This is a genomic window from Rapidithrix thailandica (assembly GCF_039710355.1).
Classification (GTDB): Bacteria; Bacteroidota; Bacteroidia; order Cytophagales; family Flammeovirgaceae; genus Rapidithrix; species Rapidithrix thailandica.
Genome location: NZ_JBDKWZ010000005.1, coordinates 124,955 through 140,277, shown reverse-complemented (window position 1 = coordinate 140,277; position 15,323 = coordinate 124,955). Strand labels below are relative to the sequence as shown.

Sequence of the window (15,323 nt, the reverse complement as noted above, 5' to 3'; positions counted from 1 at the left end):
TCCTCCTGATACCAGGAGGATTTTTTATTCTTCATCAATCTCAATCGTACGCAGAGGAGTCGGTAATAACTGAACCGTATCCCGGATGGCCGAACGAAAGGCAGATTGTCGTGCTCTGTTTCGAGCTTCGGAAGCTGAAAAGCGAATTTTTCGTTCTATCCGATTGATGGCCGTTTGATACTCTTCATTTTCCAAGTCACGCTTTAGAGCCATCCCATACATTTCCTGGGCTTTTTTCAAGTCTCTTAAATAATACTCGTATAAAAACCCTAACTTAAAACACGGAGCAGACAAATCTGTGTTCTTCTCCACGGCTGATTTTAAATACCCCTCCGCCAACAAATAATTTTTCCGCTTCCGGTGATACTCCGCTAAGTTCTCACTGGCTTCCCAAAGGCCCTCTTCCAGCTTCACAGCTTTATCAAACCAGTATTTTGCACTATCCGGCTTGTTTAACAGAGAAAGTGTCTTTCCAACAGAACTGTATAAAAAGGCATCTTGCTTACACAAACGTACGGCAGTATCGGCCACTTCCAGCGCTTTCTGAGGTAATAACTCTTCTTGATAATATTGGATGAGTTGAATATAAGCCTCAGTATAGGTTGGCTCACTTTTAATCGCTTCAAACAAAAATTTCCGGGCTTTTTCCTTTTCTTTCTTTTTCAAATAGATAGCTCCCAAAGCATATAGTACATTGGGCAAGCCCGGTACAAAGTTGTTTGCCTTTTGCAAGTACGTCAATGCCTGATCCTCTTTCCCCAATTGATGATAGATCACGCCAATGAATTGATACAATTCAAAATCGTCAAACTCGGTATTTTCTACTTTATGCAATTCCTTCAAGGCCTCTTGCAAAGCCCCTTTTTGGTATAAAACTTTGCCTTTAAAGAAAGTATATTTTTCCGGACGGGTATCTAATTCCAAGGCATCGTCTATATCCCGCAATGCTTGATTGTATTTTTCAATTTCAAAATTGATCAATGCCTTCTGATAATACAACTCTGCCTTTTCCGGATATTTTTCCAAGGCTTGCCGGATAAATTCCAATTGTTTTTTAAAGTCCCGGTTAGTGGGTTCCCGGAAGTCAACCAACTGATCCTTCACCGGCACATCTGACTGACACCCAAACAATAGCAACATAACCATCCATCCAAAACCATGAAGGAAATACCTACTCATTTTATAAAAACCACATTCAATCATTATGCACGCTTAACAATCTATGGAAGCCTATGGGCTTATAAAACTATTTCTCATTCCTTTGTTACTAGGGCACAATTTAATAACTTTCACCCTCATTTGAGATAGCATTACATATTAATTCACATTCAACAAAAAATTATGCTAAATATAGTATTATTTGGCCCTCCAGGTGCGGGCAAAGGAACACAGAGTGCGAAGATAAAGGAAAAATACAACCTGGTACACCTCTCTACCGGAGATCTACTCAGGTCAGAGATTGCTGCGGGAACAGAATTAGGATTGAAGGCCAAAGTTCTTATCGATTCGGGAAAACTCGTGCCGGATGAAGTCGTCATCGGAATGATCGATCACAAGTTGAAAGAGAATCAAGATGCAGAGGGATTTATCTTTGACGGGTTCCCCCGGACAGTGAAACAAGCACAGGCTCTGGATGAGCTATTGCAAAATAATAATACGCAAATTTCAGGCATGATTGCTTTGGAAGTGAATGAAGAAGAATTAACTCAACGGATTTTGAAAAGGGGGGAAACTTCTGGCCGTACAGATGACCAAGACGAAGCCTTGATCCGCAAAAGAGTACAGGAGTACGAAGAAAAAACCGCTCCGGTGGCCAAGCACTACAAAGGCCAAAGCAAGTTTACGTCCGTACAGGGAATCGGGGAAATCGAAGAGATTTTCCAAAGTCTTAGTAATGCTATCGATGCATTGAAATAAGCAAATTGCGTCTAAATCAGTCCATAGAACAACAGTGTCAAGTTACTCTTTGACGCTGTTGTTCTTTTCTATAACAGCACTTTACAAACCCTACTATCGCCCGAACGGACTTTTCAGGAGCTTCCCACATTCCAAAATGACCGCTTTGTTCCAATATCACCATATGAGCAGTAGTCAATTGTAAGATTTCTTCTTGGTTACGTTGCCAAGGTACTGCCCTATCTTCTTTCCCTGAAAGATACATCACCGGTCGTGACCAACTCTTTAAAAACGTAAGGCTCTCTTCCCGTTCTGCCATCGCTTGGAGAGCAGTCACCATGGCTTCCTCCCCGGATATTTCCCAAGCTTTTTTGCTTATTTTTTGGATTAATTCCTTCTGAGTCGTTTGAAACTGTTTGGAAAAACGATGGGCAAACTGCGCATGAACCAAGCGGTGGTTCCCAAATTTTTGTAGAAAAGAAATCATCTTTTCCCGCTCTTTTTGCTTTTTTTCGGAATCGGAAAAGCTTGTAGAGTGAAAAAGTCCCAAGCCCAATAAGGTATCCCCGAATAGCTTGGCATATGCCAGCGCAATATATCCTCCCATAGAATGACCGACCATCACACATTGGTGAATATCCCTTTGTACTAATTCCTCTCTCACAAAACAGGCATAGGCTTGTACGGATGCTTTCCAAATACAAGCCTCCGATCCAAAGCCAGGTAAATCCAAGGAGATCACTTGAAAATAATGCTCCAAGGCATCCATCACCGGCTCCCAAATAAAGCCAGCTTCGCAAAAGCCGGGGAGCAACACTAACACAGGTTTTTGGCAGGTAAATTTCTCAAACTCCATACATTCCTTTTTCAACTTATCCCTGATTGGGATCAATGGGTTTTATAAATATTGGGTGACGGTTTGTTCCGAGATTTCGCTCCAGGCAGTGATGTCTTTTTTGAACTTTGAATAACTTTCATACACTTTCTGGGCAAAAGGATCGGCATTTGCAACTTCTTCCACTACCTCTTTTGCAATGGATTTTAAATTGTGAATCACTTCTTCCGGAAAACGCTTTATCTGTACCTCACTTTCGTTTACAATCTTATTCAAATACTCATTATTTTTGGATTCGAATTCGGATAGCATCAACATATTGTACTTATACGAAGCCATCCTGACCATTTCCTGCAAGTCGTCCGGAAGTTCTTCATAGGCCTTTTTATTGCAAAAAAGCTCCAAGGTGGGCCCGGGTTCATGCCAGCCCGGGTAATAATAGTACTTCGCCACCCGGTGAAAACCCATTAAATAATCGTGGTAAGGCCCGATCCATTCCGTGGCATCGATCACCCCCCGCTCCAGATTGGTATAAATTTCCCCTCCGGCCACTGTAATACTGGAACCTCCGGCTTTCGAAATTACTTTCCCTCCGAGGCCGGGAATCCGCATTTTTAATCCTTTAAGATCTTCTACCGAATTAATCTCTTTGTTAAACCAACCTCCCATTTGCACCCCGGTATTTCCACAAGGAAAAGGCTCCAAACCAAACTTGGCATAAAGCTCTCGCCACAAGTCCCATCCACCACCATAATACAGCCAGGCATTCATTTGTTGGGCATTCATGCCAAACGGTACAGCGGCAAAAAATACCGCCGAAGGGATTTTTCCCGCCCAATAATAAGCCACTCCATGCCCCATTTGTACGGCTCCCAGCGTCACGGCATCAAAGGCTTCAAAAGCCGGCACTAATTCTCCGGCTCCGTATACTTTGATCTTCAAACGGCCGCTTGACATGGTTTCCAATTCCTTTGCCAACTGATTGATAGACTCTCCTACCACCGGAAAGTTAGGGGGCCATACCGTCACACACTTCCATTCGAACTTTTTGCTCATATAAGCAGGCAACTCCACTTTTTTCTGACTTGTGTGCCCACAAGCGGCCAAAAGGGAAGCGGAAGTGGCCGCTCCGGCAGCAAAACTCCCTTTTCGAATAAATTCTCTTCGTTGTATTTTTTTCTCTTTCATATGCAATCAAGTGCCAATCATTACTCTCATTCCCAAACTGTAGTACAAAACATCCTTCTTCGGGCTTTGTGTATGCCCATCAGAGGAAAATTATTTGAAAATATAGTTTATCCAAAGAAAATAAGGAGAAAACATGAAAAGGAATACTTTGAAGTGGTTTAAACGTATAGTTTTTAACCGAAAATAGAATCAAAACCGGCTCCTCTGTATCACTTTTTGAAACATTTCAAAAAAAGAAAAAGGTTAAGTCACTTCTTTATATAAAAAGTATACTCCGCCTGTTAGGTATACCAGGCGGAGAAATCCGGTGGCACTCTGTAAAATTTATGCACTTCCGATAAGCTGCCAATTCTTTGGAAGAAGTACTTAGCCAAGCACTTTGTCAATAGCTGCGGCCAACTTGCGATCGTGCTCTGTCACTACATTTCCGGCATCATGAGTACACAAACTGATTTTTACTTGATTGTACACATTGTATAATTCCGGATGATGATTTTGTCTTTCGGCCAATAATGCCACTTTGGAAATGAAGGCAAATGCCTCTACAAAATCTTTGAACTTAAATTCTCTGACGAGTTTGTTATCAATCTCTTGCCACATGGTTAGTGAAAGGTTAAGGTAAATACTGATTTTCTCTGTGAGTTTAGTGATTCCCGGAAAGCTACGCAAGGAGATAGGCCGAATAATCTTCAGATCACCCTCAATCTTTTAAAAAATCATACCCCATATCTATAGAAACAAAAAAGAGGAAAACATTCTTTGTTCTCCCCCTTCCTTTGTTTTACCGCTTGTACATCATGCAATTTCTACCGCTTGTAGTTCCAGCTCAAGGCGGTTCATCTTCACTAACATTTGCGGGTTAAACAATTCTAATTGCGCACCAAAACAGGTGAATAACTCCTGATAATATGCAATTCCTTTCAACAGGTTGTTTTTAAACGTTTTTAAGTATTTCTCTGATTTGGCAGTCTTATTTCCGGAGGATTCCTGTAATTTATTTTTAAAATAAGTGACATACATCTCTAACTCTTTGATAAAAAGACTCGGACGGTCTTTCCGTTGAATGACATTTGCTTTCCCATAAATATGACGAACCATGTCCCGCAGTGAAACGACTTTGGAAAAGTAGGCCATATTAGGTCCCGGACAAACAGACACCCCCTCCCCTTCTTTGCGTGTATCCATACCATTCACTAGCAAGGCCGGGGTTCCCAGTCCTACACAAATACACGATTTTTCAACAATCTTATCGTATTCCGTCCGGTATTCCTCCGGTGATAATTGCTGTGCTTCCAGTTTTTTCAATTTGAGATGCTGGTAATGCCTGGATGCCGTACAAAGCGCTTCCTCTGTAAAGTCCTTGTTCGAAACCAGATACTTTTTAGGGCATGAGCTTCCGGGTCTCTCTTTTTCTATAAGCCTCTCCTTTTCCTGATCTTTACTATTGTTCCGCAGATTATTAAAAGGCACCCCCAAAGGTGAAATATTGCTCAAGTACAAGTCTTTTTCCTCTGCCTTACTCAATTGTTTCCGGGTAGATGGATCCACATTGGTGGCTTCGGGCACCAATAAAAAAGGAGAGCCCCAACCTACGGAATTGATTTGATAATGCTCTAATAAAAACTGATGTTCTTCGGCAGTCCCCAATCCCCCCTGAGCAGATATGGCCACATCCGGAATTTCCTCCGGGCAATAACGTTTTTTGGAGGTTAATGCCTCAACGTATAAGGAAAATACCGATTGTCCTAACGCTTTCCGGTTTTGTTTAAACTCTTCCAAAATAGGTCCCATCAGATGGCCATCGGTAGCAAAGGCATGCCCACCACAGTTCAAACCCGATTCGATACGGTACTCATCCACCCAAAGCCCCTTTTTGGCCAGGTACTTTCCTTGAATCAATGCTGAGCGATAGTCACTGACTTTCAGAACAATTTTCTTTTTATTGCTTTTACCCGGTTGGGGATAAAAATCTTCAAACTGTTCAAGGTAATTGTATAAGCGTGGATTCATACCTGCCGAAAGCACAAGAGAGGCTTCCAATTCACTTTGAGCAAAGCCCCGGAGTGCTGCATGGGCATCGTTATACTCTACCGGTAGCTTTTCATCCTTGGAATAATTTTCCTTATCCAGCTTGGTCATAATGTTCACATCAATCGATCCGCAAGACAAATTGCGTTGAAGCCAGGTTTTTAATTGATGCAGTGGTGTATTCGCTTCCAGCAAGGTCATATATTCTTTTTTTAAAGAAGAAAAGGCCGGCAACATATCCATATATTTTTCGATCTCCCCTTTCTTTTCCAAAAGAGATTGAAGCAGGTTTTCAAACTTATTCCCCACAATTTGATGTACCAGGTTGAGATAGGCAGTTATCCTTTTTGCTCTGAAATCCAACACCTTTTCCGTAATGGGATCAAAAGGCAATTGCAGCTTTTGACAGTAATATTCCCGCATCCGTTCAATAAGTTGGTCATCTACAATCGAGATCACCGAGGAGATTCCGTAATGCGCTATTTTTATAGGAGTGTCAATGGTAAATCCAGTTCCCATAACCGGAATATGGAAGGAGTGTATACGTTTCATTCGCTAGTCTTTTAAATGATAAACTGTTGTAAAGAAAGCGAAGCCAAACAGTTCTGGAAATGATGTACATCATGTTGCGCGTATTTCCTGCAAAAGGAAAAGCCCGGAAAACACTCCGGGCTTTTGGAAAACACTTTGAATAGAGGATCGTTAATCAACTTTTTCGAAACTATAGGCTACTTTTTGTTTCAACTTAGGATTTTTCAGTTTCAACACAAGCCGGTTCAATTGTTTCCCCCAGCTATTTTGTAATTTTTTATCCTCAATAGCTACCTTTTCTACTTCGGGAATGATTTGTTTCGCATCGTAAACTAGTCGTAAAGTACTTTCTCCTGTAAAGAGGATTTTACCTTTGGAATCTATGACTACTTGGCAAGGGGTCATCAAGGAAATGAACGTTTCGCCTTTGATTTCTTTCAATGCATATTGTTCCGTGACCGTTACATTTTTTCCTTTTTTCAATTGTACACTCCGCTTCCAGGTGCTTACCGCAGCCTGTTCCGGATAGGCTTTGGCAATATCCAATGAAAACTGTATTTGCTTACTACTTTCGGAAAACTGTACCCCCCGGGCTTTATACGCATTTCCATTCTTTTGCATGACACCGTTGATGGTGGGTAAGGAATGATATCCCGACTGCATGGTCCAGATAGAGTAACGCTCGCGACTAAAGGTTTTCTTGGAATACGTTTCCACCCCTACATCGATCACCACCGGTTTCCCATCGTAATAGAGAATAAAATTCCCGACATCGTTGTGGTTGTGACTTTCATTGTTATGTCCACCTTTCGCAGCTACATAAAACCCTTTTGTACTTCCGGCATGCTCTCTTGCGGTGAACACCTGCGTATCAGGCAACCATGCACTGCCTGACAAAGGTTCTTTTGCCGGAACTTGTTGCAGGTCGTTTAACTGAAACAATGCGGTTAGCAGGCGTCTCATATTATTTCCATGGGGTAAATACTGCCCGTTATGTGCTTGTGATTGCGCCAAAAAAGCGGCAAAACTCATCATCATTTCATCCTCTATTGATTTTCCATATTGAAAAATCAGATCGGGATAAGGCTTCGCTTTGGCCGGGGCATCTGCAAAATTGACAAAGTAATTTCCCGAAGAGATATATGCTTTGTAAATATACTGTCCGATTTTCCGGACCAAAGGTTCCGTAAACAGATTTACCTTCCCATCAGTGATGTCCTTGAACTGAGTCAGACAATCCAACAAAGAACCCCCTGCATGCCCCCAATAAGCCGGCCCTTCGTCACAACCTCCGTCTTCCGGATAATAATTGATAAAATGATCTACACACTGAGCAATCTTTTCCAATGCTTCTACTTTCCGCTGAGGGTCTTTTTCCATCAAAAGCACACAAGAAAGCCAATTAGATGCAATCCAAGGGTTCCAGTTATTGACAAAGCGCCCACCGTAACCCATCCACCAAAAATCCTTACGTTCTAAGCCCGGAATAAGAATTCTTTGTTGAACTTCTTCCTCAATCCGTTGGCTGATCAAAGGAGTGAGTTTATCCAGTTCCTCTTTAAGCAAATAATGAATCCAGGCCAAGGTATTCCCTGTTTCTGCTGCGGTCAGGTCAATGATATGCTCTGCATAGTTAGGCAAAGGAGTTGCACCGTCTTTTTGCAAAGAGAGGTGTGCAGGTATTACCCAGGAAGTCTCTTCACAAACCAACCAGACGCCTGTCATTATTTGCGTCATAAAACGGCCTTCGCCTTCCATCATTTCTGCCAATACCAAATCCTTTAGCTTATTTCTTCTGGCGCTGAATACTGCCTGGTAATTGCTCCGGTTTCCATTTTGAGCAAACTGTATGTACAAGCTTGCCGGAAGACTCGGCCATTCATAGTCCAAAGCTTTTTCTCCTGCCCGGATATAATGCTCTCTGACATAAGCCGGTAAGCGTTCCCATGCATCGCGGTTCCGGTAAGCCGGAAAAGGTTTCCACTGACCAGCCTGTTCCACAAGGTGCCCGGCTTGTGTTGCAGTAAGTTGTTGGGTCAGTAAGTTTCTAGGGGTTACTGTATGTTGTGCATACAGCATTGAACTCATTAAAAAACTAATGAGCCAAAAGGTGATTTTTTTCATTTTGATAAAGTGTTTTTAGTGATCTTTAAATTTTCTAAGAAAAGATAGCAAGGAAAGGGCAAAATTCATGAGAGAACAGAAGGATTAAATGCCCGGAGATGTAAATTGTGGAAGCATTCTTGATAAGATACTTAATAAGAAAAAGAAAATACAGAAATCGGCTTTACCCAACAAATTAGTTTTTGAAATTAGGCATTTCTGTATTTATTTCGCTTGTAATAAATTGATAGTTCAATTCTTTTATTTTAAATAATTTTTGAATGGAAACCCTTGCTTTAGTCTTCTTCGGTTCTTTATTAGTTGGTGCTCTCTTAGTAGGTTCTTACCTTGCTAAATACGAAAACCAACGATAACAAGAGCCATTCATAATAAAGACATTGGTAACGCCTTCCCAAATCACTCAAAGGAAGGCGTTTTTTATTACCATAAAAAACAAGCCTCCTGGCCACATTTGATGGTCAGGAGGCTTGTCCAATCCGTTAGAGTCAAATTCATTCCGGATTTTAGAAAACTCTACGTATTAGTATTTTTCAGAAATTACCTCTTCGTATTCTTTGAGCTTTTTGCGTTTGCTATCTACCAAGGTCATTTCGTCTACCAAATGCTTGGCTCCTGCAAATTTATCAATCACAAATAGTACATACCGGATGTCCACCGCGATACAACGCTGCAACTCCGGCTCAAAAGCAATATCCCCACTCATTGCTTCCCAGTTACCATCAAAGGCGATCCCGATCAACTCCCCTTCGGCATTGATCACCGGGCTTCCGGAGTTCCCCCCTGTAATATCCAGGTTGGTAATAAACGCTACAGGCAAAATGCCATCTTGAGCATAACGCCCGTAGTCTTTGTTTTGAATCAGCGATTTTAATTTTTCAGGTACGATGAACTCGTGGTTGGAAGCATCTTCTTTTTCCAAGATTCCCTCTGCAGTGGTATAGTATGCATAGAACATCGCATCGCCTGGGAAGTAATCCAATACCTGTCCGTAAGTTACCCGCAAGGTAGAGTTTGCGTTCGGATAGTAGTTTTTACCCGGATTCATTTCCCGTAAACCGGCTACAAACAAACGATCGCCTTTGTTGACATTTTCTTCCACTTGCTTCAACACCGGCACCATACCAAAGTAGGACTGTAAGAAAGAGAAGAAGGTACGCATACCTATATCCGACTTAATCATTTCCGGATCCAGGCTTTGCATATACTCGTTCAGTTTGTCTTCGGAAGCAAACATACTCGAAGCAAAAATATCCTCTACAAAAGCACTGTAGTCCCCTTTGTAATCATTTTGAATTTGAGTATATACCTGAGGGTGTTTGGCAGGGTCAATTTCGTTGGCAAACAACTCTAACATTGCGGCCAGCACCCTTTTATCGGTTTCGGGATCGTATTCTTCAAAGTGCTTTACAATATCCTTTTTCAGTTTCTCTACCAATTCCTGCAATTCTTTTTCGTCTTCCTCGGTTTTCACTTCTTTAAAACTCAACTCTAAAAAGGAAGACATTAATTTGAATACTTCAGAACCGCCAAAGATGGCTGAGTTATAATAAACATTCAACTTGTTCAAAGAAGCTAATTCTTCGTATCCTTTTTGGATATTGGCCAGTGCCTCACCATACTTTTCTTTTCTTTTTGCATCGGCATTTACCCAAGCAGCAAACTCTTTTTCCAATTGTTTCTTTTTCTCCAATACGTCCAGGCGCTTTAGCCCGCGAGTTTGTCCGATGAAGTACTTCCAGTAGTTACTTAAAGAAGCATATTTGGAAGCATACTGAATGCGAACAGCCGGATCGCTATCCATTCTTTCTTTCATGATCCGGAGGCGTTCTCCTCTGATCTTTACTCTGGAAGGGTTGGTTTCATTGATGGCCAAATCCACTCCGTAAGAGGTCAAATAGCGGTCTGTTGAACCTGGAAAGCCCATTACCATAGCATAGTCGCCACGGTTATACCCTTCTAAAGAAACCGGTAAATATTTTTTAGGAGCATAAGGAACATTGTCTTTGGAATATTCGGCAGGCTTTCCATCTTTATCCGTATAAATCCGGAACATGGCAAAATCTCCGGTGTGGCGAGGCCACATCCAGTTATCCGTATCACCACCGTATTTCCCGATTGACTCTGGCGGAGCTCCTACCAAACGCACATCGTTAAATGTTTCATAGACAAACAGGTAATACTCATTGCCATCAAAAAAACCTTTGACAGAAGCCTCATAGCGCTCACTTTCTTGTGCTTCTTTTTCGATTTGCTTAGAAATTTCTTCAACTTTGGCTTTTCTCTCTTCTTCACTCATATCGTCAGAAACCTTAGCCAATACTTTTTGGCTCACATCTTCCATCCGCACCAAAAAGGAGGCTGTTAAGCCTTCATTCGGCAACTCCTGGTCTTTGTTCATCGCCCAAAAGCCATTTTTCAGATAATCATGCTCTACGGAGCTATGATCTTGGATTGCATCATAAGCACAGTGATGGTTAGTTAAAAGCAAACCTTGGTTAGAAACCACCTCTGCCGTACAAAATCCCCCTCCCAACATTACAATGGCATCCTTCAAGCTGGAATTGTTGACACTATAGATTTCTTCCGGGCTCAATTTCAGGCCCTGCTTTTTCATGTCTTTGTAATTCAGACGCTCAATGAACATCGGCAACCACATGCCTTCATCCGGAGGGGTGCTGGCCAACAACAGTGCAGGCATCAGCATAAACGCTGCAACTATGGCAGCAAAAAATTTCTTAAGCATAAAATTAACGGTTAAGTGTTGTTTTACTCAAAATAAAAGGGGCACTACTCCACCTATTGGTAATCAAAATGGAGACAAATCAACTCCTTGCCACTCATTTTTCCTTTTCTAAAGAAGTAAGTAACTAATGCTCAGTAACAAAACTCCCAAACAGAATCATCAAGGTATTTATGCCGCTCTTTTGTACAGGTAAAAATACAGTAGATTCCCGACTAAAGAAAACGACTACCGGGATAATAGCCTCCAAAGCAGTTGAACGGTCTGCCTCATAAACCAGCGGAAAAGGCGAGGTGAAAAGTACAGTAAAATGAGCGATACTACAGGTAAGCTGTTTTCGTAATTGGCCCATTGGAAGCCCATTGTATACCCCTCATACAGCCAATGTACGATGGGCAAGATGGTAATGAGCCCGGTAAAAAGGCCTACCAAACTGCCAAAGGATAATTTGAGACGGGTTAAAAAAGCTACAAAAGCACTGATTTTTCCAAAATGCAATTCTATGAGTCCTTCATCTTGTACATGGCTTATCTTCCGGGCCACAAAAGTCATCACGTCTGCATCTAGTTGAATATGTGTTTTCAAGAGTAACTCCTGCTCTTCGCTGGGATTTTCTTGGGGACTGGCCGTAGCAATCACGGCTTCCCCTTCCCAAAGCAAAGCTTTCAACAGCGCCCATTTGTTCAGTTTATCCATAGAAGAGAATATCAACGAAAAATACCTGGTGATCTGGCGGTTGCTTCCCAGGCGATTTTCACCAAATGTTCCAACCTTATTTTTTCACAAATCCCGTGACAAAATTCCGCACGATTCCCACCAGCTCTTTCCAGAAATTTACTGACACAGTAATACTTTCATTATGCACCTTGTGCAAGGCACTTTTTCCACTTTGGGCAATTTCCGGTTTAATCCGGGTAATCACATCCCCATCCAGTTGGATGAGTGTTTGCATCACAATTTCCTCCACTCCCAATTCCCAAGCTTTCCGGATAAGGACTAATTCCTGTGCTTCCAGATCAAATGGGACATAGCCCCCCACCAAATCACTCCTTTCAAAATCATTGTCCCAACCTTCGATGCCACGACTTTTGGCGGCATCCATTGCTCCCAGGATTTGGTCCGAAATCAATTGTACCCGTTGGAATATGATCAATTCTCCTTCATCCACCTCGGGGTCTTTTTCATATTCTCCCGGGTGCAAATTGATATGCCGGGCCTTCTGACGGATCACTTCAAAAGACTTAAAAGAACCCGGTTTGCTTCCGTTTAAATCAAGCTCAATATCCAATTCAAGAAACTTTGAGATATACTTATTGGCAATGTCCATCAAAGCAATCCGGGCCTCAGGCATTTTCCGGCCGGTAATATTTTTCTTTACTATGGTATTGACTTCCAGATTGGTCAGGTCCTTATAAATACTGTTGATCTGGTTTCCGATACTACTCTGCCCCATGGTTTATTCTTGTTTCGCTTCGTTGCGGATCAAGCGAAGTAACTCTTTGATGGTAGAAATATTTTTACTGATGATTTCATACCCTTCCCGCTCTCGACTTTGATGAAAATCTTTCAGTTCCTGATAATCTCCCGTAACAAACTCTTCGTCATATACCGTTTTGATATCTCCTTGAAGCAAATCAATTTTAGTCATGATCACTTTGGGGTCCCGGTCATGATCTAAGTCCGGCAGGTGGGCTTCTCCGGCTTTAGGAGGAGTTGATTTAAATTTGGTTTTTCCTACTGCGGTAACGATTTCCAGGGTAATCAGGTTTTCCAAAGAAGATTGGATTTTTTCGACCAATCCCATTTCTTTCTCGTCCTTAGTGGCCATTTTCAGTTAATTTTTGGTGAATACTTTATAAGAAATAATAGAGAAAAGCTTTTCGTAAGAGTTATTGTAAAAATTGCTTTGTACTCCACCCGGCTTTTCCATTTTGTATTTTACATATGAACATTACTTTGCCCAGACAGCAACGTAACAGAGGCGAAAGATAAAAAAACACCGGAGAAAATGTCCCTTTTCTCCGGTGTTTTTTTATCCATGGAATCACCCACCTGCTTTCATTTTCATTCTAAAATTAATTTCTTACAAATCTTTTGATGGGAAATATTCAATTCTACAATATAAAAACCTTTTTTCCACTGGTTTACATCTATCGTAAATAGTTGTTCCCAGTCAGCTCTTTGTACCTGTTGAGTATGGTATAGCTGCCCGGCCAAATCTCTTACTTGAATAGAACAAGCTTGACTCCCTGGAGGGAAATAGATGGAAAAAGCCGATTTTGCCGGGTTGGGGAATACCTTCCAGTCTTGTAAAGCTTCCGGTTGGAAGAACACAAAAATCGATGCTGTATATATCGGGACACCATCCATGTCGGTTTCTCTCAAACGGTAATAATTCCAGTTTTTCTCCGGAGCCGTATCCTTTACTTCATACTGATGAGATTCCCTACTGTACCCTTGTGCCTCTACCGTAGCCAGTTCCCGCCAACGAATTCCGTCCAAGGATTTTTCGACTGTAAAACTTTCCGTGTTTGTTTCCGATTCGGTAGTCCACTCAATGGTAATCGCTTCACCTTCTTGAAAGGCCATAAATTCTCTCAGGTGAACCGGCAAAGGCGTTTGGTACTTATTGACTGAGCCTAAGGTAAAGTAATCACCCGTATTGAAATCCACCGTATTAAAGGTAATGGTAGAGGAACCCGCATCCCAAACCCCACTGGAAACGACCTGATCCACGGAAGTCCCAAACGATTCGGAAGAGTTAATCAATAACACTAAATCAGAAGAGTTACCCGAACTACTTAAATTAGTTAAGTCAAAAGATACGGACACCGTACCCACATCTCCGGTTTCTTGTACCCTCCACATTTTGTTTAAACGGGCCTGTACTCCTTGCGCCAGAGGCACATCGGAATAATTGGCATTTTCATCCAGACTTTCTCCATTATTTCCCCAAACAAGGTACTCACCATCCGTCAACATAGCCGAAGGGTTCCCAATGGTTACGACACTGCCCTCATTGATACTCCGGGATTCAGCCTGATTTAAGGCTTGCCCGGACACATCCCTGCCAATTCCGGCAACATCGTTAGCATAACTACTATGGTCGAAATATTGATGATTTGCCGGATCAATCTCTACTCCGTATTTAATTGCCAGATACGTCCGGATATCTTTTTGTTGATTGCTATCAATATCCTTTGTGTATACAATGAGCTCGGCAATTCCTCCATCCAAAAAATGTGTCCCGTTTCCGCCTATATCCAATGTACTGTTTTGGCCATCAATATCAGAGATTAAGGTCCCCAATTTGGAACTCACATGAGCCGGGCTTCTGTACAAACTGAAGTTTGGAAACTCCAGTACGGTGCTTTTCCAACTAAACTCATGAATAAATGTATTTTCATCCAATCCTACGTAGGAAATATCGGATTCTTGTGCTTTTACTTTGGCATAGGATTCCAGGTTGCCCATATTGAGCCAACTCGCATACATTTTCACCTCTCCGTTGATTCCTAAACTCTCTTCCAAGAGCAGGTTTGAGTTCAGCAGGTTATCTACTTTTGCCACCACAAATACATTCAGGTTTCCATAGGAATTGAGTCCAAAGATGCCATCCGTATCGATTAATTGATCGTCACTTCCGTCAAAATACACCAAAGGATTTCCGTTCAAGGAGCTTGATTGGTAAACCGGTTGTAAACTGGCAGTCCCTTGTGCTACATCGTTCCCATTGCCACTTTGATCCGCCCATTGACTCACAGCAGTCCCTGATAAAGTAATGCCACTACCGGCTTTAAGCCATAACTGCAGGTTGCTAGTACCTGCTCCTCCCGGGCTTTGTCCAAAGCCTAGCGTACTCACCAGAGATAAAAGCATTAACCAAAATAATCGATTCTTCATGACTATCAAGGACTAGGGATTGATGATATCAGGTATTTTCACAAAAAACAATAGTAAAAAGCACCTAATACGATTTTG

The 15,323-nt window shown here is 41.9% G+C and carries 12 protein-coding genes; 1 reads left to right on the top strand and 11 read right to left on the bottom strand.

All coding sequences use genetic code 11. The features are described from left to right. Nucleotides 1–24 precede the first annotated feature (24 nt). The gene (locus AAG747_RS10165; RefSeq protein WP_346821051.1) at nucleotides 25–1,179 is read right to left on the bottom strand and encodes a tetratricopeptide repeat protein; all 1,155 of its coding nucleotides are present in this window, start codon (nucleotides 1,177–1,179) and stop codon (nucleotides 25–27) included. A gap of 162 nt (nucleotides 1,180–1,341) precedes the next feature. On the opposite strand from AAG747_RS10165, the gene AAG747_RS10160 reads away from it, so the two are divergent. Continuing rightward, nucleotides 1,342–1,917, top strand: coding sequence for an adenylate kinase (locus AAG747_RS10160; protein WP_346821050.1), 576 nt, complete (start codon nucleotides 1,342–1,344; stop codon nucleotides 1,915–1,917). Between the two features lie 37 nt (nucleotides 1,918–1,954). Here AAG747_RS10160 and AAG747_RS10155 read toward each other — a convergent pair whose 3' ends face one another. From AAG747_RS10155 to AAG747_RS10110, 10 genes are all read right to left on the bottom strand, one after another. After that, nucleotides 1,955–2,752 carry an alpha/beta fold hydrolase gene (locus tag AAG747_RS10155; protein ID WP_346821049.1) on the bottom strand — a complete coding sequence of 266 codons (798 nt, stop codon included), beginning with the start codon at nucleotides 2,750–2,752 and terminating at the stop codon, nucleotides 1,955–1,957. Between the two features lie 42 nt (nucleotides 2,753–2,794). Then, a complete protein-coding gene (locus tag AAG747_RS10150; protein WP_346821048.1) occupies nucleotides 2,795–3,919 on the bottom strand; it encodes a TRAP transporter substrate-binding protein in 1,125 nt (374 codons plus the stop codon). 366 nt (nucleotides 3,920–4,285) lie between these two features. Beyond that, the gene (locus AAG747_RS10145; protein WP_346821305.1) at nucleotides 4,286–4,543 is read right to left on the bottom strand and encodes a 4a-hydroxytetrahydrobiopterin dehydratase; all 258 of its coding nucleotides are present in this window, start codon (nucleotides 4,541–4,543) and stop codon (nucleotides 4,286–4,288) included. Between the two features lie 171 nt (nucleotides 4,544–4,714). Then, complete coding sequence (locus tag AAG747_RS10140) at nucleotides 4,715–6,499, bottom strand: hypothetical protein (protein WP_346821047.1); 1,785 nt, start codon at nucleotides 6,497–6,499, stop codon at nucleotides 4,715–4,717. A gap of 150 nt (nucleotides 6,500–6,649) precedes the next feature. After that, the gene (locus AAG747_RS10135; RefSeq protein ID WP_346821046.1) at nucleotides 6,650–8,602 is read right to left on the bottom strand and encodes a heparinase II/III domain-containing protein; all 1,953 of its coding nucleotides are present in this window, start codon (nucleotides 8,600–8,602) and stop codon (nucleotides 6,650–6,652) included. A gap of 520 nt (nucleotides 8,603–9,122) precedes the next feature. Continuing rightward, nucleotides 9,123–11,306 carry a S46 family peptidase gene (locus tag AAG747_RS10130; RefSeq protein WP_430300591.1) on the bottom strand — a complete coding sequence of 728 codons (2,184 nt, stop codon included), beginning with the start codon at nucleotides 11,304–11,306 and terminating at the stop codon, nucleotides 9,123–9,125. Between the two features lie 264 nt (nucleotides 11,307–11,570). Next, nucleotides 11,571–12,038, bottom strand: a complete 468-nt coding sequence (locus AAG747_RS10125) for a hypothetical protein (RefSeq protein WP_346821044.1) — start codon at nucleotides 12,036–12,038, stop codon at nucleotides 11,571–11,573. Nucleotides 12,039–12,114: 76 nt separating this feature from the next. Beyond that, nucleotides 12,115–12,795, bottom strand: coding sequence for a hypothetical protein (locus AAG747_RS10120; RefSeq protein WP_346821043.1), 681 nt, complete (start codon nucleotides 12,793–12,795; stop codon nucleotides 12,115–12,117). A 3-nt stretch (nucleotides 12,796–12,798) separates the two neighbouring features. Then, entirely contained in the window at nucleotides 12,799–13,170 is a 372-nt protein-coding gene (locus AAG747_RS10115; protein WP_346821042.1) for a hypothetical protein, read from the bottom strand. 236 nt (nucleotides 13,171–13,406) lie between these two features. Continuing rightward, nucleotides 13,407–15,245: a DUF8202 domain-containing protein gene (locus AAG747_RS10110; protein WP_346821041.1), complete on the bottom strand. Its 1,839-nt coding sequence runs from the start codon at nucleotides 15,243–15,245 to the stop codon at nucleotides 13,407–13,409. Between the last annotated feature and the right edge of the window lie 78 nt (nucleotides 15,246–15,323).

What these genes read in the sequence shown, in the direction of transcription:
- AAG747_RS10150 (WP_346821048.1), bottom strand. Translation starts at nt 3,919, where the DNA reads ATGAAAGAGAAAAAAATACAACGAAGAGAATTTATTCGAAAAGGGAGT.
- AAG747_RS10115 (WP_346821042.1), bottom strand. Translation starts at nt 13,170, where the DNA reads ATGGCCACTAAGGACGAGAAAGAAATGGGATTGGTCGAAAAAATCCAA.
- AAG747_RS10120 (WP_346821043.1), bottom strand. Translation starts at nt 12,795, where the DNA reads ATGGGGCAGAGTAGTATCGGAAACCAGATCAACAGTATTTATAAGGAC.
- AAG747_RS10155 (WP_346821049.1), bottom strand. Translation starts at nt 2,752, where the DNA reads ATGGAGTTTGAGAAATTTACCTGCCAAAAACCTGTGTTAGTGTTGCTC.
- AAG747_RS10160 (WP_346821050.1), top strand. Translation starts at nt 1,342, where the DNA reads ATGCTAAATATAGTATTATTTGGCCCTCCAGGTGCGGGCAAAGGAACA.
- AAG747_RS10135 (WP_346821046.1), bottom strand. Translation starts at nt 8,602, where the DNA reads ATGAAAAAAATCACCTTTTGGCTCATTAGTTTTTTAATGAGTTCAATG.
- AAG747_RS10165 (WP_346821051.1), bottom strand. Translation starts at nt 1,179, where the DNA reads ATGAGTAGGTATTTCCTTCATGGTTTTGGATGGATGGTTATGTTGCTA.
- AAG747_RS10140 (WP_346821047.1), bottom strand. Translation starts at nt 6,499, where the DNA reads ATGAAACGTATACACTCCTTCCATATTCCGGTTATGGGAACTGGATTT.
- AAG747_RS10110 (WP_346821041.1), bottom strand. Translation starts at nt 15,245, where the DNA reads ATGAAGAATCGATTATTTTGGTTAATGCTTTTATCTCTGGTGAGTACG.
- AAG747_RS10130 (WP_430300591.1), bottom strand. Translation starts at nt 11,306, where the DNA reads ATGCTGATGCCTGCACTGTTGTTGGCCAGCACCCCTCCGGATGAAGGC.
- AAG747_RS10125 (WP_346821044.1), bottom strand. Translation starts at nt 12,038, where the DNA reads ATGGATAAACTGAACAAATGGGCGCTGTTGAAAGCTTTGCTTTGGGAA.